Source organism: Mycobacterium sp., from assembly GCF_049802695.1.
In the GTDB taxonomy this organism is placed as follows: Bacteria; Actinomycetota; Actinomycetes; order Mycobacteriales; family Mycobacteriaceae; genus Mycobacterium.
In genome coordinates this window covers 1-19,001 of the sequence record NZ_JBARMY010000528.1, presented here as the reverse complement: position 1 = coordinate 19,001, position 19,001 = coordinate 1, and the positions used below count along the sequence as shown (strand labels likewise).

At 66.1% G+C, this 19,001-nt stretch carries 19 protein-coding genes and 2 pseudogenes; 7 read left to right on the top strand and 14 right to left on the bottom strand.

The window, feature by feature from the left end:
• The 4 genes and pseudogenes from WA317_RS20890 to WA317_RS20875 form a co-directional block, all read right to left on the bottom strand.
• Nucleotides 1–284, bottom strand: a pseudogene (locus WA317_RS20890) (hypothetical protein); the annotation flags it as partial.
• 91 nt (nt 285–375) lie between these two features.
• On the bottom strand, nt 376–1,419 hold the full coding sequence (locus WA317_RS20885; protein ID WP_425174838.1) for a DUF4185 domain-containing protein: 1,044 nt from the start codon (nt 1,417–1,419) through the stop codon (nt 376–378).
• 118 nt (nt 1,420–1,537) lie between these two features.
• Entirely contained in the window at nt 1,538–2,584 is a 1,047-nt protein-coding gene (locus WA317_RS20880; RefSeq protein WP_425174837.1) for an aspartate-semialdehyde dehydrogenase, read from the bottom strand.
• Complete coding sequence (locus tag WA317_RS20875; RefSeq protein ID WP_425174836.1) at nt 2,585–3,850, bottom strand: aspartate kinase; 1,266 nt, start codon at nt 3,848–3,850, stop codon at nt 2,585–2,587. It abuts the gene before it with no gap.
• 90 nt (nt 3,851–3,940) lie between these two features.
• On the opposite strand from WA317_RS20875, the gene WA317_RS20870 reads away from it, so the two are divergent.
• A complete protein-coding gene (locus WA317_RS20870) occupies nt 3,941–5,080 on the top strand; it encodes a DUF4185 domain-containing protein (RefSeq protein ID WP_425174835.1) in 1,140 nt (379 codons plus the stop codon).
• On the opposite strand, the gene WA317_RS20865 is transcribed toward WA317_RS20870, so the two are convergent.
• Nucleotides 5,071–5,469: a DUF7144 family membrane protein gene (locus WA317_RS20865; protein ID WP_425174842.1), complete on the bottom strand. Its 399-nt coding sequence runs from the start codon at nt 5,467–5,469 to the stop codon at nt 5,071–5,073. The two genes, WA317_RS20870 and WA317_RS20865, sit on opposite strands and share 10 nt — an antisense overlap.
• A gap of 360 nt (nt 5,470–5,829) precedes the next feature.
• Here WA317_RS20865 and leuA point away from each other — a divergent pair, with 360 nt between their 5' ends.
• A complete protein-coding gene (gene leuA, locus WA317_RS20860; protein WP_425174834.1) occupies nt 5,830–7,656 on the top strand; it encodes a 2-isopropylmalate synthase in 1,827 nt (608 codons plus the stop codon).
• Between the two features lie 41 nt (nt 7,657–7,697).
• On the opposite strand, the gene WA317_RS20855 is transcribed toward leuA, so the two are convergent.
• The 4 genes from WA317_RS20855 to WA317_RS20840 all read right to left on the bottom strand — a co-directional run bounded on the left by WA317_RS20855 (nt 7,698) and on the right by WA317_RS20840 (nt 10,264).
• Nucleotides 7,698–8,297, bottom strand: coding sequence for a hypothetical protein (locus WA317_RS20855; RefSeq protein ID WP_425174833.1), 600 nt, complete (start codon nt 8,295–8,297; stop codon nt 7,698–7,700).
• Nucleotides 8,294–8,869 carry a hypothetical protein gene (locus WA317_RS20850; RefSeq protein ID WP_425174832.1) on the bottom strand — a complete coding sequence of 192 codons (576 nt, stop codon included), beginning with the start codon at nt 8,867–8,869 and terminating at the stop codon, nt 8,294–8,296. The genes WA317_RS20855 and WA317_RS20850 overlap by 4 nt, the downstream gene beginning before the upstream one ends.
• An 89-nt stretch (nt 8,870–8,958) precedes the next feature.
• Nucleotides 8,959–9,114 (bottom strand): DUF6131 family protein, encoded by a 156-nt coding sequence (locus WA317_RS20845; RefSeq protein ID WP_425174831.1) that lies wholly within the window; start codon nt 9,112–9,114, stop codon nt 8,959–8,961.
• A 154-nt stretch (nt 9,115–9,268) separates the two neighbouring features.
• The gene (locus WA317_RS20840) at nt 9,269–10,264 is read right to left on the bottom strand and encodes a DEDDh family exonuclease (RefSeq protein ID WP_425174830.1); all 996 of its coding nucleotides are present in this window, start codon (nt 10,262–10,264) and stop codon (nt 9,269–9,271) included.
• A 190-nt stretch (nt 10,265–10,454) separates the two neighbouring features.
• Between WA317_RS20840 and WA317_RS20835 the strand changes: the two genes are divergently transcribed.
• Nucleotides 10,455–11,684 carry a MurT ligase domain-containing protein gene (locus WA317_RS20835; protein ID WP_425174829.1) on the top strand — a complete coding sequence of 410 codons (1,230 nt, stop codon included), beginning with the start codon at nt 10,455–10,457 and terminating at the stop codon, nt 11,682–11,684.
• Entirely contained in the window at nt 11,677–12,381 is a 705-nt protein-coding gene (locus WA317_RS20830) for a type 1 glutamine amidotransferase (protein WP_425174828.1), read from the top strand. The genes WA317_RS20835 and WA317_RS20830 overlap by 8 nt, the downstream gene beginning before the upstream one ends.
• Nucleotides 12,382–12,444: 63 nt before the next feature.
• Here the strand turns inward: WA317_RS20830 and WA317_RS20825 are convergent, their stop codons facing one another.
• From WA317_RS20825 to WA317_RS20815, 3 genes are all read right to left on the bottom strand, one after another.
• A complete protein-coding gene (locus WA317_RS20825) occupies nt 12,445–13,293 on the bottom strand; it encodes a hypothetical protein (RefSeq protein ID WP_425174827.1) in 849 nt (282 codons plus the stop codon).
• Between the two features lie 108 nt (nt 13,294–13,401).
• On the bottom strand, nt 13,402–14,013 hold the full coding sequence (gene recR / locus WA317_RS20820; protein ID WP_425174826.1) for a recombination mediator RecR: 612 nt from the start codon (nt 14,011–14,013) through the stop codon (nt 13,402–13,404).
• 11 nt (nt 14,014–14,024) lie between these two features.
• Nucleotides 14,025–14,360 (bottom strand): YbaB/EbfC family nucleoid-associated protein, encoded by a 336-nt coding sequence (locus WA317_RS20815; protein ID WP_425174825.1) that lies wholly within the window; start codon nt 14,358–14,360, stop codon nt 14,025–14,027.
• A gap of 134 nt (nt 14,361–14,494) precedes the next feature.
• Between WA317_RS20815 and WA317_RS20810 the strand changes: the two genes are divergently transcribed.
• Nucleotides 14,495–15,220, top strand: coding sequence for an Rv3717 family N-acetylmuramoyl-L-alanine amidase (locus WA317_RS20810; RefSeq protein WP_425174841.1), 726 nt, complete (start codon nt 14,495–14,497; stop codon nt 15,218–15,220).
• Between the two features lie 18 nt (nt 15,221–15,238).
• Here the strand turns inward: WA317_RS20810 and WA317_RS20805 are convergent, their stop codons facing one another.
• Nucleotides 15,239–15,694 carry an SRPBCC family protein gene (locus WA317_RS20805; RefSeq protein WP_425174824.1) on the bottom strand — a complete coding sequence of 152 codons (456 nt, stop codon included), beginning with the start codon at nt 15,692–15,694 and terminating at the stop codon, nt 15,239–15,241.
• An 82-nt stretch (nt 15,695–15,776) separates the two neighbouring features.
• On the opposite strand from WA317_RS20805, the gene WA317_RS20800 reads away from it, so the two are divergent.
• The gene (locus WA317_RS20800; RefSeq protein ID WP_425174839.1) at nt 15,777–17,156 is read left to right on the top strand and encodes an FAD-binding oxidoreductase; all 1,380 of its coding nucleotides are present in this window, start codon (nt 15,777–15,779) and stop codon (nt 17,154–17,156) included.
• A complete protein-coding gene (locus WA317_RS20795) occupies nt 17,153–18,463 on the top strand; it encodes a class I SAM-dependent methyltransferase (RefSeq protein ID WP_425174823.1) in 1,311 nt (436 codons plus the stop codon). The genes WA317_RS20800 and WA317_RS20795 overlap by 4 nt, the downstream gene beginning before the upstream one ends.
• A gap of 35 nt (nt 18,464–18,498) precedes the next feature.
• Here the strand turns inward: WA317_RS20795 and WA317_RS20790 are convergent.
• Nucleotides 18,499–19,001: pseudogene (locus WA317_RS20790) on the bottom strand (DNA polymerase III subunit gamma/tau); the annotation flags it as partial.

The following is a 19,001-nucleotide window of genomic DNA, read 5'->3' as shown; positions in this document are numbered from 1 at the left end:
GGTCCGATCGGCGCGCCGGGTCCGCCGTGCGGACCCCCGCCCGGCCCGCGGTGGTGGTGAACCATGGCGTTCGGGTGATGCCCGTGGTGGTGGTGACCGTGGTGACCGGCAAGCTTGAAGCCGGCGAAGAAGATCGTCGTGACGATGTACAAGATGCCTGCGACGATCACGACCCAGGCGGCGACTTGGTAGAGCCTGGACGGCTTGGCCGGCACCGCAGTTCCGGTGGCCGGCGGGTTGGTGGCGGTGGTCCGCACAGTGGGGGTTTCTGGTATTTCACTCATGCTTTGAATGATGCGGCGGCAACCAATAGCTCGGCCTATGCGCCGGTTATGTAACAGCTATGAAGCAGACGGTCCCCGGCGAACCGGTCGGCTACTCGGGCTTATACGGATTGACGGCGAACTGGATCACCCGGTACGGGCCGCTTTCGCGGGGATCGCTGTTGTGCCATTGGCTGACGAAAACCCGCAACTCGTCGAGCGTCGAGCCGGGCGAGATGTAACCGCCGTACGGCTGGGCGAGGCGATTGTCATACGGGGGCGGCAGGCTTTCCGCCGGCTCAGGCCAATCGTCGTGCTGGACAACGGTGGTCACCGGCGCGGCGCCCAGTGACGTCGGATCGTGAGCCACCCGTACCTCCATGTCACCGGTGCTGGCGTCGAAGTACGACAGCACCGACTTACCGTCGACCTGCTGCAGGCTCATCTCGCCAACCATGTCGGGCCACAACGGAGTTGCGGGCTTGTTCCAGCCACCGTCGAGTCCCGACGCCCAACCCTGCCATCGCGAGCGGTCGGTGAAGTTCTCCGGTGCCACCCGGTACAACCTCACCGGTTGGCTGCGGTCGAAGTCGTCAGCGACGATGTACACCCAGCCGCTGCTGGAGTCAGCGGTCGGGATCGGGTCGTAGTACCCGCTGATTTGCGACTGCGCTCCGCCTTGATAGGAGGCGGCGCGTCGCGACCCGGTGACGGTGACCCAACGACCTTGCCCGGCTTCAACTTTCACCAGCCGGGACGTCTGCGGAACCAGTGCAGCGGCGGTGGTGACCAGCAGATAGTTCTGCCGGTTGATCTGCACGACGCCGGCCGGCAACTGAGACGCGCCCGGCGGTGTCGGCTCGGCGAGCAGCGGTTGCCCGACACCGGTGACACCGGTGTAGCGGACTCCATCGGGGTCGTCGACCGAGTCGGTATCGACCCGCAGCGCGACCGGGGCGTAGTCGCGACCGAAGCCCACCCCTTGTCCGGGGAAACTGTCGCCGCAGATCTGCAACAGTTCGCTCGGGAACTCCACGAAAACACACAAATCGGTGGCGCCGACGCCGTAATCGCCGGTGGGCGTCCCGGTTCCGGCCGTCGGCCCGATCCGGATCACCTCCCCCGGGGCGAGTTGCGACAACACGGGTTCCGGCATCGGGGCGGGCGGATCGGCATGCGCTAGCGAAAATTCTTGTGCCGCAACAAAAAGAAAGGCAGCGATCACGGATGAACGCCGCGCGGCCCGGCGGGCGGGCGGCTTGGTCACCCGCGGGTCACAGCTCGGCGGCCAGCAATTCAGCGATCTGGATCGTGTTCAGCGCCGCCCCCTTGCGCAGATTGTCACCGGAGACGAACAACGCCAGCCCACGCCCATCGGGCACACCGGGGTCCTGCCGGATCCGGCCGACCAGTGAATCGTCCACACCCGCGGCGGCCAGCGGTGTCGGCACGTCGACCAGCTTCACGCCGGGAGCGCGGTCAAGCAGCTCGCAGGCCCGTCGCGGGGAGAGCGGCTCGGCGAACTCGGCGTTGATCGACAGCGAATGCCCGGTGAGCACCGGGACCCGCACACAGGTCCCGCTGACCAGCAGATCGGGGATGCCGAGGATCTTGCGGCTCTCGTTGCGCAGCTTCTGATCTTCGTCGGTCTCACCGGATCCGTCGTCGACCAGAGAGCCGGCCATCGGCACCACGTTGAACGCGATCGGAGCGACGTAGGTCTGCGGCGTCGGAAATTGCGCGGCGTTGCCGTCGTGCACCAGCTGTTCAGCATCGTCGACGACCGCGCGCACCTGCCCGGTCAACTCGGCCACACCAGCCAGACCGCTGCCCGACACGGCCTGATAGGTGGAGACCACGATCCGAACCAGCCGGGCCGCGTCGTGCAGCACCTTGAGCACTGGCATCGCGGCCATTGTGGTGCAGTTGGGATTGGCGATGATGCCCTTCGGCCGGTTGTGCGCATCCCGACGGAAATTCACCTCGGAGACCACCAACGGAACTTCGGCGTCTTTGCGCCACGCCGAGGAGTTGTCGATCACCGTCACCCCAGCGGCGGCGAACCGGGGTGCCTGCACACGCGACATCGCCGCTCCGGCAGAGAACAATGCGATGTCCAGACCAGTCGGGTCGGCCGCCTCGGCGTCTTCGACTTCGATCTCCTGCCCGCGAAACGGCAGTTTGCGGCCCTGGGAGCGCGCGGAGGCGAAGAATCGGACATTGGTCGCCGGGAAGTCGCGTTCGTCGAGCAGCGAACGCATCACCTGGCCCACCTGACCGGTGGCGCCTACCACGCCGATAGACAGGCCACGGCGCCCCATCTACCGGCCCGTTCCCGCGTAGACGGTGGCCTGTTCGTCGCCGCCGAGCCCGAAAGCCTCATGCAACGCCACGACGGCCTTGTCCAGTTCGGTGTCTCGGCACAGCACCGAAATCCTGATCTCCGAGGTGGAGATCAGGTCGATGTTGACCCCCACCGCGGCCAGCGCCTCGCAGAAGGTGGCCGTCACGCCGGGATGGCTACGCATGCCCGCGCCGATCAGCGACACCTTGCCGATGTGGTCGTCGTAAAGAATCTGGGTGAAGCCGATTTCGTCTTTCAGTGAATCGAGCTTCTCCACGGCGGTACGGCCGGCGTCGCGCGAGCAGGTGAAGGTGATGTCGGTCTTGCCGTCCTCCACTTTGGAGACGTTTTGCAGGACCATGTCGATGTTCACGTCGGCGTCGGCCACCGCCCGGAACACCTTGGCCGCAAAGCCGGGGATGTCGGGCAGCCCGACGATGGTCACTTTGGCTTCGCTGCGGTCGTGCGCGACGCCGGTCAGGATGGGATCTTCCACTGGCTTGTCCTCAATCGATCCGGCAACGACGGTGCCCGGCTTGTCCGAATACGACGACCGGACGTGCACCGGAATGTTGTAGCGACGGGCGTACTCCACGCAGCGCAGCATCAAAACCTTGGCGCCGCATGCGGCCAGCTCGAGCATCTCCTCGAAGGTGACCGTGTCCAGGCGCCGGGCGTTGGGCACGATCCGCGGGTCGGCGCTGAAGATGCCGTCCACGTCGGTGTAGATCTCGCAGACGTCGGCGCCCAGCGCGGCGGCCAAAGCCACCGCGGTGGTGTCCGAGCCACCGCGGCCCAGCGTGGTGACGTCCCGGGTGCCTTGGCTGACCCCCTGAAAGCCGGCCACCAGCACGATCTTTCCCTCGTCGAGTGCTGTCTGCAGCCGGCCCGGAGTGACGTCGATGATCTTCGCGTTGCCATGGGTGCCGGTGGTGATCACACCGGCCTGGGAGCCGGTGAACGACCGGGCCTGCGCGCCCAGCGACTCGATGGCCATCGCCACCAGCGCGTTCGAGATCCGCTCGCCAGCGGTCAGCAGCATGTCCAGTTCCCTGGCCGGCGGTGCCGGACACACCTGCTGGGCCAGCTCCATCAGGCCGTCGGTGGTGTCACCCATGGCCGAGACGACCACGACGACGTCGTTACCTTGCTTTTTGGTTTCCACGATGCGCTCGGCGACACGGCGGATCCGGTCGGCGTCCGACACCGAAGATCCGCCGTACTTCTGCACGACGAGCGCCACTGTTGTCCTTGTCAGTCCTGGGAGTGGGTGTTGAGTCCAGAACAGAATACTTGCGCGGACCGAGCCGCTGTTCGGGCAAGATGGGTTTTGATGCGCTATTCGTCCGACCGTCGTCGAGACGATGAAACCGGCGGGCTCAGGTCGAGCCCTGGTGCCGCAGCGGTGCCGGCAGACGGGCCTGCCGAAGGCTATCTGGGCGATCTGACCGGCCCGGGCATCACCCACCGGTGGGGCGTCACATGCGCCGACCTCGGCGTCTCGGTACTGGCGCCGAACGGCGACTTAGTATCCGTCTTCGGGGATACCTTCTCCGGTTCCGCTGTCGGGCACGGCGATTGGCGGTCGCCGGTCGTCCTGATCGGCACCGGCGACGCCGACGACCGCATCACTTACCGGAAAGCCGGCGGCGCGGACCCGGATTACGCGCACCAGTTGTGGCCCTATGTCCACGACGATGCGCCGTGGAGCCGCGGCGGCATCAGCACTGTCATTCCTTCCGACCTACTGGTCGTCGGACAGACCATGTACCTGCACGTCCTCGTCAACCGCGGTTTCGGCAACATCGTGTGGACCGAAATCTGGACCTCCGTCGACGACGGTGTCCTCTGGCAACAGACGGGGCGGAAAGCGGTCTTTCCCGGGACGCTGCACCACGGGTACGCCCAACTATGGTCGTGGGACTTCAACCCTGACGACGGTTGGGTGTACATCGTCTCGACCGGCTTCCGGCGCGACAAAGGCGTGATCCTGCGGCGCGTGCTTCCGAAGAACATCGGCGACATCACGAAGTACTCGGGCTGGGGTCGAGCTGACCATCAGTGGGGATGGGACAACGAACCCACGCCGATCACGCCGCCCAACGAGACCTGGGGCGAGCTGACCCTGCGCCGCCTGGGCACCGGCAGGTGGGTTCTGGGCGGCTTCCTGTCCTCGGCGTATGCATTGGGATACCGCGTGATCGCGTCACCGACCGCCAAGCTTTGCGACGCGGACGTTCAAACTCCGGTTACCGGGACGAGCTGGGAAAGGCAAGATCTGTCCAAGAATCAGGTCGCTCAACTGTACGGCGGTTACGTCCTGCCGGGCTCTCGACTGGATGTGCAAGGCGGCGTCGGACTGGTCGTGTCGCAGTGGCACACCGGGGTCGGCTGGCCCTACCGGACGATGCAGTTCAAGGTGACACTTCACGACATGGCAGCGGCATCAGCAGCCGAGCCGGCTCATCCTTGAGGTGGAGCCGACGGCTCTGACCGGTGCCAGGTAGCCAATGCCCAGATCAAGAAAACGTCCAAAGCGATGATCAAAACCGACCACCAAGGGTTATGCGGCAGCCAGAGAAAATTAGCGACGATGGAAAGTGCAGTCAGCACAATCGCGGTGAGACGCGCCCACGTCCGTCCTCTCAGAAATGCAACACCGACGGCTATGAGTAGCGCACCGATCACGATGTGGACCACTCCCCAGCCGGTGGCGTTCCATTGGTAGATGTATTGCGGACCAACGACGACAATGTCGTCGGCTGCAACCGCCGAAATACCTTCGAGAAGCTGCACCGTGCCGGCGACGATCAGCAAGACTGCTGCTGCCACGGCGCCTACCGCTGCGGCCTGCCGCTCCATGTGCGCTGCCCGGCTGCCGTGGCCGGTTACCGGCGAACCTGCGGTGTCCGGAGTGACGCGAGCGTCGGTGGGGGACGCCGGAGATGGGACGACCGGCGGTGTCGGATCGGACATTGTTCCTCCGTGAAATCGTCAGATTGCGGACGCAACGGCTATACCCCGGCTGCCACCGCGCGACACTGTCGTCGCCACCTTTGAACCAGCGGTTTTGGTAGCGGCGGTGGAGACGGTAGAATGCGGCTCGTGCAGTGGGTGCTCCTTCTCGGACGCCGCGGCGGGGCCTGATCCAGACCGGCTTCCCGTCGCGGGCTTTCGCGATGCGCCGGTCTGAAGTCCCCCTTCAACTCCGGAGCAAACACCGTGGCTACTTTCTCCAAACCGTCGGCATATTCGTCTGACGCGTTCACCTCGGCTCGTAGCATCACCCAACCCGCGGGTTCGCCCAACCCGGGTCAGCCCGCATGGAACGCTCAGCGTGGCTCGTCGATGCCGGTCAGCCGGTATCGACCGTTCGCCGAGGAAGTCGAAGCCGTCGGACTGGCCGACCGCACCTGGCCCGATCGCGTCATCGAGAAGGCGCCGATGTGGTGCGCGGTCGACCTGCGCGACGGCAACCAGGCGCTGATCGACCCGATGAGCCCGGCCCGCAAGCGCCGGATGTTCGAGCTGCTCATCCGGATGGGCTACAAGGAGATCGAGGTCGGATTCCCGTCTGCCAGCCAGACCGACTTCGACTTCACCCGCGAGATCATCGAGCAAGGCGTCATTCCGGACGACGTCACCATCCAGGTGCTGACCCAGTGCCGTCCGGAACTGATCGAGCGCACCTTTCAGGCATGCGCGGGCGCACCGCGGGCGATCGTGCACTTCTACAACTCGACGTCGATCCTGCAGCGCCGCGTGGTATTCCGGGCGGACCGGCCCGCCGTGCTGGCGATCGCCACCGCGGGCGCCCGCAAGTGCGTCGAAGCGGCGGCCAGGTACCCCGACACACAGTGGCGATTCGAGTACTCCCCGGAGTCCTACACCGGCACCGAGTTGAAGTACGCCGTACAGGTGTGTGACGCGGTCGGTGACATCGTTGCGCCCACGCCGGACAACCCGATCATCTTCAACCTGCCGGCCACCGTGGAGATGGCCACCCCGAACGTCTACGCCGACTCGATCGAGTGGATGAGCCGCAACCTGGCCCGTCGCGACTCGGTGATCCTGAGCCTGCATCCGCACAATGACCGTGGAACTGCCGTCGCCGCAGCTGAATTGGGCTACCAGGCAGGCGCCGACCGGATCGAGGGCTGCTTGTTCGGCAACGGCGAACGCACCGGCAATGTGTGCCTGGTGACGCTGGGATTAAACCTGTTCTCCCGCGGTGTCGACCCGCAGATCGACTTCTCCAACATCGACGAAATCCGCCGGACTGTGGAGTACTGCAACCAGTTGCCGGTGCACGAACGGCACCCCTACGGCGGTGATCTGGTGTACACCGCGTTCTCTGGCAGTCATCAGGACGCCATCAACAAGGGCCTGGACGCGATGAAGGTCGCCGCCGACGAAGCCGACAGCGACGTCGACGACATGTTGTGGCAGGTGCCGTACCTGCCGATCGACCCGCGCGACGTCGGCCGTACCTACGAAGCGGTGATCCGGGTCAACTCACAGTCCGGCAAAGGTGGGGTGGCCTACATCATGAAGGCCGATCACGGCCTGGCGCTGCCGCGGCGGCTGCAGATCGAATTCAGCGGCGTGATCCAAAAGATCGCAGAGGGCACAGGGGGCGAAGGCGGCGAGGTCACACCGAAGGAGATGTGGGGAGCGTTCGCCGAGGAGTATCTGGCACCGGTGGTTCCGCTGGAGCGGATCAAGCAGCGGGTCGACGCCGCCGAGGAGGACAGCGGTGTCACCAGGATCGCCGCGACCGTCAAGATCAACGGGACCGAGACCGAGATCAGCGGTTCGGGCAACGGTCCGCTGGCGGCGTTCGTCGACGCGCTGAGCCACGTCGGCTTCGAGGTCGCCGTGCTCGACTACTCCGAGCACGCCATGAGCGGTGGTGAAGACGCGCAGGCCGCCGCCTATGTCGAAGCTTCGATAAGCGGCAGGACGGTTTGGGGCGTGGGCATCGCGCCGTCGATCACCACCGCGTCGCTGCGCGCGGTGGTGTCGGCGGTCAATCGAGCTGCCCGGTAGCGGCTGATCTGTATCTGATGCGGCACGCCGGCTTGGCGGCGTTACACCGCGAGCAGCCGCTCGAAGAATTCACGGTAGTGCATGAGGGCCAGCCGGAGGTCTTCGGTAGACGCTTGCTCGCCGCGAGCCCATTGTTCTTCGAGACGCGAACGCGCGCGGGCAAAACCAGTCGTGAGCTGGTCAACCAGATCCGAGACCAGTACGTCGGCCTTCTGAACGCATTCTTTGGGATCATCGACGAAGGCCGCTTGCACGCCGGACCACCGCGCACGCAGTCCCGCGAGCTCGTCGTCGGCGAACAGCGCTTCTTCTGTTGATGGTTCGGGTTCCGCGCTCGACTGCTCCGCTGGGACGGCCTCCCCAGATACCGCAGCCTCGGCACCCGGTGCTGATCCGCCGGAAGGGGTCTCGGAGCCGGTCGAGGCATCCGCCGGTGCGACCCACGAGGACCTTTGGTTCTGCTCCTGCCCGACGGCCGGCGACGCTGCGCTCGGCGGCAGTGGCGGTTCGGTTGAAGCGGTCGGTGGGTCGGCCTGACCCGCCGGCGCCGTGTGACGGCTCACCGGTGGCGTTTCCGCGACCCCGGACTGCGACTCGTCGTACGAACCGGTCATCTCGGTTTGACGATCGTGTGTTGTCATGCGCTTGCCTCCTTTGACGAGTGGTCGTCTGTGCTGCTCTTGAGCAACTTCTCGAACAGCGCCCGGTAGTGCACGAACGCCTTCCGCTGCTGCTCGGTGCTGACATCGCCGTGCTGCTGCGACAGATGAATGTCGTGCGCGGCGCGATAGTTGTCGACGATCTCCGGGTGATCTACCGAGAGGTCGGCTGCCCGCTGGTCGAAGTCGTCAACGGGATAGCCCCGTTCCCGCATCACTTCGGTCACCAAACGATCGGCGACGCCGACGGCGGTTGCCGGATTATCGACGAACCCGGTCTGGACCTGGTGCCAGCGGGTGGTGAAGTCCGAGAGTGCTGACGGCGTCAACGGAACGATGTTCAACTGGTGCCGCTTGCGTTCCCGGGCAGTGAGTTCGGTCTCGGCGGCCTTTTGGTCGCCGGTTTCGAATACCAGACGCTCGTACTCGGGACCATAGTGCTGCTTGAGTCGCTCCGTTCTCTTGCGACGGCTGGCGAAGCTTGCCGCGACGAGCACTGCGGCGACCACGATGACGACGCACGCCGTGATCAAAATCCATTCCCATCCAGGCATGTGGTGCTCCTTTCATACACGTGTCGAATTACCCGAGCGGCTCCGCTGCAAACGCCGTTTTGTGACGTGCAGCACGTGGAACGGGTCAGTCAGAAGTAGTGCCGGCGGCCGCCGACGGCGCGCCCCGCGGAACCCATGATCGCTAGGATGACGCCGATGACGACCAGGACGAGCCCGATGGTCCACAGGATTGAAATCTTGAGCAGAAATCCTGCGACGAGCAGGATGATGCCGAGAATTATCAAGTGAGCCTCCCAATGAGTGGTGCTGCCTGAATGGTTCGGCCGGTTACCCGGCGGTGAACCCAGTCGACCACCCTCCAGGGGGGTAGCGATACACCCCTAGAGCGGTAATCTCGCAGGGCAAGAGCGCCGTCAACAGTTGCCGGACTACGGGCTCTCAGAACAGCGCGAACTGCTCGGCTTGCTGTTTCAAGGCGGTTTCGGCGAACTCCTCGACGCCGGTACCGCCGACCACCGCGCCCACGCCGTCGATGAACTGTGCGTCGCTTACCACCGGCACTCCCAGTTCGCCGGCCAAGTATCCCTTGCCGTGCTCGGGTCGCGCTTCGTTGCATACGACCAGCGAGGTCTCGCCGTCGACGCTGTCGCTGTAGGCCAAACCGGCATGCAGGATCCGCTCTACCAGCTCCTCGTGGGTGCGACGCACTTCGGCGGCCAGCGCCACCCGCATGCCCTGCACCAGCGGCCTGCCCCGGACGAACCGGCCCGGATTCAGGTAAGGGCAGAGCATCCGCGATGCCAGCACCTTCAGCGGTCGAAGCTCGTCGTGGGTGACCCGGCCGTTCGGCCACCGGCGACGCGTCACCGGCCGCACCGGCAGCCAGACGTCGCGTTCACGCGCCCGCTCCAACGCTGCCGCGAGCACCCGGGACAACACCGCGGCGTCGTCGAACGCGTCGTGCGGCCGCAGCTGAGGCACACCCCAGTGCGCCGCGAGTGTCTCCAGTCGAAGGTTGTCCACGCCCAACTCGAGCCGCCGGGCCAGCTCGACGGTGCACATGACGGTGTCGACCGGAAGTTGGCAGTCGGCGATTTCGGCCTCCGCGGCGAGGAAGCCGTAGTCGAACGCGATGTTGTGCGCGACCAGCGTCCGCCCACGCAGCAGTTCGACCACGTCCCCCGCGATGTCGGCGAATTCCGGCTGGTCTTCGAGCATGGCCGCGGTCAGTCCGTGTACGTGGGTGGGGCCCGGATCGACTCCGGGATTGAGCAGACTGACGACGGATTGCTCCACTCGCCCGTCAACGTCCAGTGCCAGCGCTGCCAGGCTGATGATTCTGGCGTGTCCCGGCCGGAACCCCGAGGTCTCCACGTCGACGACCGCCCAGCCCACGTCGGGCTGGCGGGCCGGTCGACCCCAGATATGGCGCACGTCATGAGAATCGCACGCCGCCCCGACATCGCCGGGTCGCTGCGCGCCGTGTCGTGAACTTCACTCGACAAGGGCGACCCGCTGCACTCGGCAAAACACGCCGACCTTGCGATCGCCCTTAACCCGACGAGGGCGACCCGCTGCACTCGGCAAAACACGCCGAGCTTGCGATCGCCCTTAAACTGCCCGGGTGATCACCACCCGGGGACGGCTCGCACTCGCCGTCGGCGCAAGCGCACGCTGGGCGTCGCGGGTGACCGGCCGCGGCGCCGGCGCCATGATCGGCGGACTGGTCGCCATGACGCTGGACCGCTCGGTCCTGCGTCAGCTCGGCACGGGCCGCCGCACGGTGATCGTCACTGGAACCAACGGCAAGTCCACCACCACCCGGATGACCGCGGCAGCTCTTGCGACCCTGGGACCGGTGGCCTCTAACGCCGAGGGCGCCAACATGGACGCCGGTCTGGTGGCGGCGCTGGCCGCGAACCGTGACGCCGACCTGGCGGCTCTGGAAGTCGACGAGATGCACGTGCCGCACGTCTTGGATGCAATTTCTGCCGCGGTCGTCATCATGCTCAACCTGTCCCGCGACCAGCTCGACCGGGTCGGCGAGATCAACGTGATCGAACGGACGCTGCGAGCCGGCCTGGCCAGGCACCCGTCGACGGTCGTGGTCGCCAACTGCGACGACGTATTGATGACGTCGGCGGCCTACGACAACGCACACGTGGTCTGGGTGGCAGCCGGGGGCACCTGGCAGTCCGACTCGGTGAGCTGCCCGCGCAGCGGTGAGCTGATCGTCCGCGACAAAAGCCACTGGTGTTCGACCGGCACGGACTTCAAACGGCCCAGTCCGCACTGGTGGTTCGACGACGACACCCTTTACGGGCCGGATGGGCTGGCCCTGCCGATGCGGCTGAGGCTGCCCGGCGCGGTCAACCGCGGTAACGCCGCCCAGGCTGTGGCGGCCGCGGTTGCGTTAGGTGCCGATCCGGCGGCCGCAGTGGCCGCGGTGTCGACGGTCGACGAGGTTGCGGGGCGCTACCGCACCGTGACCCTCGGGCAGCACGAGGTGCGGGTGCTGCTGGCCAAGAATCCCGCCGGCTGGCAGGAGGCGATGGCTATGGTCGACAAGCAGGCAGCCGGCGTCGTCATCTCGGTCAACGGACAGGTGCCCGACGGTGAGGATCTGTCCTGGCTCTGGGATGTGCGCTTCGAGCATCTCGATGACACCGCGGTAGTGGCCGCCGGTGAGCGCGGCACTGACCTCGCCGTGCGTCTCGGTTACGCCGGCGTGCAGCACAGCCTCGTGCACGACACGGTGGCGGCGATCGCGTCCTGCCCGCCGGGACGGGTGGAGGTCGTCGCCAATTACACGGCATTCCTGCAGCTGCAGCGGAGGTTGCCACGGCATGACTGATTCGACGGTGCGGATCGGCCTGGTGCTGCCCGACGTCATGGGCACCTACGGTGACGGCGGCAACGCCGTGGTGTTGCGGCAGCGGCTGCGGTTGCGTGGGATCGCCGCCGAGATCATCGAGGTGACACTGGCCGACCCGGTCCCCGAACGCCTCGACCTGTACACCCTGGGCGGCGCGGAGGACTACGCGCAGCGGCTGGCCACCCGCCACCTCGTGAAGCACCAGGGGCTGCAGCGAGCCGCTGAACGCGGGGCGCCGGTGCTGGCCATCTGCGCGGCCATCCAGGTGCTCGGGCACTGGTATGAGACGTCGGCGGGTGGACGGGTCGACGGTGTGGGTTTGCTCGACGTGACCACGGTGCCGCAGCGAGTTCGGACGATCGGCGAGGTCGTCAGCAAGCCGCTGCTCACCGGGCTGAGCCGGCCGTTGACCGGCTTCGAGAACCACCGCGGCGGCACGGTCCTCGGCGCGGCGGCGTCACCGCTGGGCGTGGTGAAGACCGGAGCGGGCAACCGGGCCGGCGACGGCTTCGACGGGGCTGTGCAGGGCAGCGTCGTCGCCACATACATGCATGGGCCGTGCCTGGCCCGAAACCCGGAGCTCGCCGATTTTCTGCTGACCCGGGTGGTTGGCGAGCTGGCGCCGCTGGAACTGCCCGAAGTGGAGTTACTGCGCCGCGAGCGGTTGCGCGCTTAGTCGGCTGCGCCGACCGCGACACTTAACCGCGTGTGACGACACGCCGATGGGCGACGCAGACGCTTAAGCGTCGCGAAACCCCTTGCGACGAAGCGCGGCGCGGACGCGTCGCACAATGTCGTCTGGCTTGTCTTCGGCGATCACACGTACGACGAGCCAGCCCAGTTGTTCCAGCTTGCGTAGCCGCCGCTGGTCCTTGGCGTATTGACGGCGATCGGTGCGGTGATGATCGCCGTCGTACTCGGCAGCCACTTTGAACTGCTCCCAGCCGAGGTCCAGGAAGGCCACCGGCCAGTAGCCCTCGACCACGGGAATCTGCGTTGCCGGTATCGGCAGGCCCGCGTCGATCAGTACCAGACGCAGCCAAGTCTCCTTAGGAGACGCAGCGCCGCCGTCGACCAGGGGCAACGCCGCACGTAATCGCCGCAGCCCGCGGGCACCGCGGTAGCGTTTGGCCAACAGCAACACGTCCTCAACCGAGAACGGCGTCGCGTGCATCAAGGCGTCGAGACGTGCCATTGCTTGTGTTCGCGGTAGGTGACGACCCAGGTCGTAGGCGGTACGCGCCACAGTGGTAACCGGCAGACCCGCTACCCGAGTGACCTCATCGCCGTCGACTCGTTGGTTGCGGGCCACTATGCCGACAGGCGGGTTCGGGTTACGCCAGATCAACTCGACGGATTCGTCGTCGTCGATCCACGCCGAACCGTGCAGCGCCGCGGCCGCCAATCCGGACAGCACACCACTGCGCTGCGACCACAGCCATGCCGCCTCTGAGCGCAATCGAAGGGACGGCGCGGCGAAGTCGGCGACGTAGACGTCGGGAAAGACAGCCCGGAATTTCGTGCGGAGGTCATATCCGCTCAGCCTCCCCGTCCGGACGGCTTCGCTGCCCACAAACGCTTCGGTCACGGAGAGACAGTGGCACGCGGCACCGACACCATCGCCGAGACTTAAGCCACTGCGAAGCGCACCGGCATGTCGTCGCAGACGTTTAAGTGTCGCGACGCAAAAGGAAGCTCAGACCATGGCGCGGCGGCCGGCCAGCGCCCGGCCAAGGGTCAGCTCGTCGGCGAACTCCAGGTCACCGCCCATTGGCAGCCCGGACGCGATCCGCGTCACGGCCAGACCAGGGATGTCGCGCAGCATCCGCATCAGGTAGGTCGCCGTCGCCTCGCCCTCGGTGTTGGGATCGGTGGCGATGATCACCTCGGCGATCTCGACGCCGTCGACGCGCTCACCGATCCGCGTCAGCAGCTCGCGGATCCGCAGCTGCTCCGGCCCGACGCCGGACAGCGGATCCAGCGCCCCACCCAGCACGTGATAGCGGCCCCGGAACTCCCGGGTGCGCTCGACGGCCTGCACGTCTTTAGGCTCCTCGACGACGCAGACCTGCGACCCGTCCCGACGCGGATCGGCGCAGATCCGGCAGCGCTCGTTGTCGGAGACGTTGCCGCACACCGCGCAGAACCGCACTCCGTCGCGAACCCTCGACAGCACCGCGGTAAGCCGGTCGATGTCGGGTGGTTCGACGGACAACAGGTAGAAGGCGATCCGCTGCGCGCTTTTCGGCCCAATGCCCGGCAGCTTGCCGAGCTCGTCGATCAAATCCTGGACGGGCCCTTCAAACATGGCGGTACAAGTCAGGACTCCGGCAGGCCCAGCGCGCTGCCCATGCCGCTGGCAACCGACCCCAGCCGCTGCTGCGCCAGCGCGTTGACCTTCCCCGATGCGTCGGCCAGTGCGCCCACGATCAAATCCTGCAGGGTCTCGATGTCGTCTGGATCGACGACCTTGGGGTCGATGGTCAGCGCCACCACCTCGCCGCTGCCCTTGACCGTTACCTGGACCAAGCCGCCGCCGGCCTGCCCGTGAATTTCGGCGTCGGCCAGCTGTTGCTGGGCCTCCATCAGCTGTTGCTGCATCTGCTGTGCCTGAGCCAGCAACCCAGACATGTCGGGCGGGCCTCCCGGTTGCATGACAGTCCCCTTGCATCGTGGTCTCGACTTGGTTTCGCCTGTGGGTAACCGGCGGTTCGAAACACCCAGCGTAGACGGCTTCGGGCTACCGTGGCGCGGTGCGCGTACCAGTTCGCCTGCGTGTCGGCGTCGCGATGACCACCGCCATACTCGTCGTCGCATCGACACCGGCTATTCCCACAGCGGCCGCCGCTCCCGCCTCGATCGCCGGCATGGTCGTGTTTATCGACCCCGGCCACAACGGCGCCAACGACGCGTCGATCAGCCGTCAGGTGCCCACCGGTCGCGGTGGCACCAAGGACTGCCAGACCAGTGGCACCTCGACTGACAGCGGCTACCAGGAGCACACCTTCACCTGGGACACCGCGCTGCGCGTCCGCGCCGAGCTGAACGCCCTGGGCGTACGGACCGCGATGTCGCGCGGCAACGACAATGCGTTGGGGCCGTGCGTCGACGAACGCGCCGAAATGGCCAACGCGCTGCACCCCAACGCGGTCATCAGCCTGCACGGCGACGGCGGTCCGGCGAATGGACGCGGTTTCCATGTCAACTACTCCGCCCCACCGCTCAACCAGGCTCAGGCCGGCCCGTCGGTGCAGCTGGCGCACGTGATGCGCGACCAACTCGCGGCGTCGGGCATTCCGCCGGCCGCCTACATCGGCCAGAACGGCCTTTACGGACGCTCCGACCTGGCCGGCCTCAACCTGGCGCAGTACCCGTCGATCCTGATCGAGCTGGGCAACATGAAGAATCCGGTCGACTCGGCGCAGATGGAATCCGCCTCCGGCAGGCAGAAGTACGCCGACGCGGTGACCAGAGGCGTCTCTGGCTTTCTGGGAGCACAGGGTCAGGCCCGCTAGCCCGATGGCGGCGACCCGCTAGGCCTGGCTGCTCGACGGGCCTTCCAGCTCCTTCTTCAGGTTCTCCAGCACCTCGGATTGAATCCTCTTCAACCCCAACGGCGCGAACGTCTTCTCGAACAAACCCTTGACTCCCCCGGCGCCCGTCCACGTCGTTTTGAGGGTGACGCTGGAACCGGGTCCAGCGGGCGCCACTGTCCAATTGGTGACGAGGCTGGAGTTCGCGTCTTTCTCGATGACGGTGTGACCGGCAACGTCGACGCTGGCCTGCACGTCGCGGACGCGCGACTTAGTGGCCTGCAGCTTCCACTTGGCCACCGTGCCCTGCCCCTGACCACCTTGCAGCACCTGGTAGTCGCGATAGTGTGCCGACAGCACTTTCGGACGCACGTTCTGGTAGTCCGCCACGGCGGACAGCACCGCTTTGGGCTCCGCATTGATCAGGATGGTGTTGGCTGCGCTGACCTGTGCCATCAGGCGAGACTCCTTTGCTGTGAGTGTGCTGACGCGGCGCGCCGCGCGGGTGCGTTGGCTGCTGTCGGGGACTAAGGTACATGTGGTGCTTGTTCCTGCGTCGGCACAGACGGCTCATCAGGCGGGCGTCGAGCGGCTGTTGGACAGCTATCGGTCCATTCCCGCGTCGGCGTCCGTGCGGCTCGCCAAGCCCACTTCGAATTTGTTTCGTGCCCGCGCGAAAAGTAACGCTCCCGGGCTCGACACGTCCGGGTTGACCGACGTCATCGCGGTCGACCCCGAAACCCGCACCGCCGACGTCGCTGGCATGTGCACGTACGAAGACCTGGTGAACGCGACTCTGCCGTATGGCTTGTCGCCGCTGGTTGTGCCGCAACTGAAAACGATCACACTCGGCGGAGCGGTCACCGGTCTGGGCATCGAGTCAGCGTCATTCCGCAACGGTTTGCCGCACGAGTCGGTGCTGGAGATGGACGTGCTCACCGGTGCCGGAGAACTCCTCACGGCCTCACCGCAGCAGCACGCCGACTTGTTTCGAGCCTTCCCGAATTCCTATGGCACGCTCGGCTATTCGACCCGGCTTCGTATCGAGCTGGAGCCGGTCAAGCCGTTCGTGGCGCTACGGCATGTCCGTTTCCGGACGTTGGCGGACCTGGTGGCGGCGATGGACCGCATCATCGACACCGGCGGGCTCGACGGGCAGCCGGTCGACTACCTCGACGGTGTGGTGTTCAGCGCCGACGAGAGTTATCTGTGCGTAGGGGTGCGGACCGCCACCCCCGGCCCGGTGAGCGACTACACCGGCCAGCACATCTATTACCGCTCGATCCAGCATGACGCCGGCAGCAAAGAAGACCGGCTGACCATCTATGACTACTTCTGGCGCTGGGACACCGACTGGTTCTGGTGCTCACGCCCGTTCGGTGCGCAGCGCCCCCGGCTGCGCCGCTGGTGGCCGCGGCGATACCGGCGCAGCAGCTTCTACTGGAAGCTGATCGCCTTGGATCAGCGATACAACGTCGCCGACCGGATCGAGAAGCGCAACGGTCGCCCGCCGCGCGAGCGGGTGGTGCAAGACGTCGAGGTGCCGATCGAACGGACCGAGGAGTTCTTGCAGTGGTTCCTCGACACCGTCCCCATCGAACCGGTTTGGTTGTGCCCGTTGCGGTTACGTGATCACGACGGTTGGCCGCTATACCCAATCCGGCCTGGCCACACCTACGTCAACGTCGGGTTCTGGTCGTCGGTGCCGGTCGGCTCGAGCGAGGGCGCGACGAACCGGTTGATCGAGGCGAAAGTCGGAGATTTCGACGGGCACAAATCGCTGTACTCCGACTCTTATTACACCCGTGAGGAATTCGACGAACTTTACGGTGGCGAAGCCTATAACACGGTTAAGAAAACCTACGATCCCGATTCGCGTCTCCTCGACCTCTACGCAAAGGCGGTGCAACGGCGATGACGACCATCAGGGAACCGGTGGCCACAACGACCGGCAAGTTGAGCCTGGCCGAGATCTTGGCGATCTTTGCCAACAGCGCCGAGCGGCCGCTGAGGTTCACCGCATATGACGGCAGCACCGCCGGGCCCGAGGACGCCACGCTGGGTCTAAATTTGCTGACTCCTCGTGGCACCAGATACCTGGCGACGGCGCCCGGCGAACTCGGCTTGGCCCGCGCCTACATATCGGGCGATCTCGAAGCGCGCGGAGTCCACCCCGGTAATCCGTATGATTTGCTCACGCTGCTGGCCGATAAGCTTGACTTCGATCGGCCCTCGCCACGGGTGCTGGCCAGCGTCATCCGCTCGATTGGTTTTGAGCATCTGCTTCCGGCCGCCCCACCGCCGCAGGAAGTGCTGCCGCGCTGGCGGCGTCTCGCCGAGGGCTTGCGCCACAGCAAAGCCCGCGATGCCGAGGCCATTCATCACCACTACGACGTCTCCAACACCTTCTACGAGTGGGTGCTGGGCCCGTCGATGACCTACACCTGCGCGGTCTACCCGAACCCCGAGGCGACGCTGGAAGAGGCGCAGGAAAACAAGTACCGCCTGATTTTCGAGAAACTGCGCCTGCAGCCTGGTGACCGGTTGCTCGACGTCGGCTGCGGCTGGGGCGGCATGGTTCGGTACGCGGCGCGGCACGGTGTCCGCGCGATCGGCGCGACACTGTCCGCCGAGCAAGCTGCTTGGGCGCAGCAGGCCATCGAGGCCGAGGGCCTGAGCGATCTGGCCGAAGTGCGCCACTCCGACTACCGCGACGTTGCGGAGAGCGAGTTCGACGCGGTCTCGTCGATCGGGTTGACCGAGCACATCGGCGTCAAGAACTACCCAGCCTACTTCGCCTTCCTCATGTCGAAATTGCGCACCGACGGCTTGCTGCTCAACCACTGCATCACCCGCGCCGACAACAAGTCCAACTTCCGCGCCAGCAGTTTCACCGACCGCTACGTCTTCCCGGACGGGGAACTCACCGGCTCCGGGCGCATCATCTCTGAGATCCAGGACGTTGGTTTCGAGGTGCTGCACGAGGAGAACTTCCGGCATCACTACGCGTTGACGCTGCGCGACTGGTGTCGCAACCTGGTCGAGCGCTGGGACGAGGCCGTCGAGGAGGTCGGTCCGGGCACCGCGAGGATCTGGGGTCTGTATATGGCGGCTTCGCGGGTGGCCTTCGAGAAGAACAACATCCAGCTGCATCACGTGCTGGCGGCCAAGCTCGACGAGCGCGGCAGCAACTGCCTGCCGCTGCGCCCCTGGTGGCAGCCCTAAGCGCCTGACGCAGACAGCTCCGGCCGGTGTTCCGGTCAGCCGTTGTCGATGCGACGGGCGCCGAGCTCGTTCTGCAGCAGCTCGAGTGCGGCTTCTTCCGGGTCGCGGCGCGGCAACGACGCGTCGTCACTGCCGGCTTCGGCAAGCATGCTTTCTTCGTCGGCTCGCTGAGCGAGCTCTATGTCGACGATTGGCGATTCGAGGACGGTCGGCGCCGGTGCGCCGGTCTCGCACCGCACCCGCCAGTTGACGCCGAGCGCGTCTTTGAGCGCCTCGGCGATGACGTCGGAGTTGCGTTGCTCGCAGAGCCGCTTGGCCAGCGGCGCTGACTCGTGTGTCAACACGAGCGTGTTGCCCTCGACCGCGCGCACTGTGGCGCCGGCCAGCATCACTTCGGTGGTGCGGCTACGCTGCCGCACCTTGTCGCGCACGGTGGGCCATATAGTGCGCACCGCCGCCGCGCCGGGTTCCCTGGGGGCAGCGGCCGGCGCCGGCGGTTGCTGAACCGGCCGGACCGGCTCAGGCTTTGGCACCGGCT

Excerpts from the sequence above, each read along its gene's own strand:
- WA317_RS20885 (WP_425174838.1), bottom strand. The coding sequence starts at position 1,419 with ATGCCGGAACCCGTGTTGTCGCAACTCGCCCCGGGGGAGGTGATCCGG.
- WA317_RS20880 (WP_425174837.1), bottom strand. The coding sequence starts at position 2,584 with ATGGGGCGCCGTGGCCTGTCTATCGGCGTGGTAGGCGCCACCGGTCAG.
- WA317_RS20870 (WP_425174835.1), top strand. The coding sequence starts at position 3,941 with ATGCGCTATTCGTCCGACCGTCGTCGAGACGATGAAACCGGCGGGCTC.
- WA317_RS20865 (WP_425174842.1), bottom strand. The coding sequence starts at position 5,469 with ATGGAGCGGCAGGCCGCAGCGGTAGGCGCCGTGGCAGCAGCAGTCTTG.
- WA317_RS20855 (WP_425174833.1), bottom strand. The coding sequence starts at position 8,297 with ATGACAACACACGATCGTCAAACCGAGATGACCGGTTCGTACGACGAG.
- WA317_RS20850 (WP_425174832.1), bottom strand. The coding sequence starts at position 8,869 with ATGCCTGGATGGGAATGGATTTTGATCACGGCGTGCGTCGTCATCGTG.
- WA317_RS20830 (WP_425174828.1), top strand. The coding sequence starts at position 11,677 with ATGACTGATTCGACGGTGCGGATCGGCCTGGTGCTGCCCGACGTCATG.
- recR (WP_425174826.1), bottom strand. The coding sequence starts at position 14,013 with ATGTTTGAAGGGCCCGTCCAGGATTTGATCGACGAGCTCGGCAAGCTG.
- WA317_RS20815 (WP_425174825.1), bottom strand. The coding sequence starts at position 14,360 with ATGCAACCGGGAGGCCCGCCCGACATGTCTGGGTTGCTGGCTCAGGCA.
- WA317_RS20810 (WP_425174841.1), top strand. The coding sequence starts at position 14,495 with ATGACCACCGCCATACTCGTCGTCGCATCGACACCGGCTATTCCCACA.
- WA317_RS20805 (WP_425174824.1), bottom strand. The coding sequence starts at position 15,694 with ATGGCACAGGTCAGCGCAGCCAACACCATCCTGATCAATGCGGAGCCC.
- WA317_RS20795 (WP_425174823.1), top strand. The coding sequence starts at position 17,153 with ATGACGACCATCAGGGAACCGGTGGCCACAACGACCGGCAAGTTGAGC.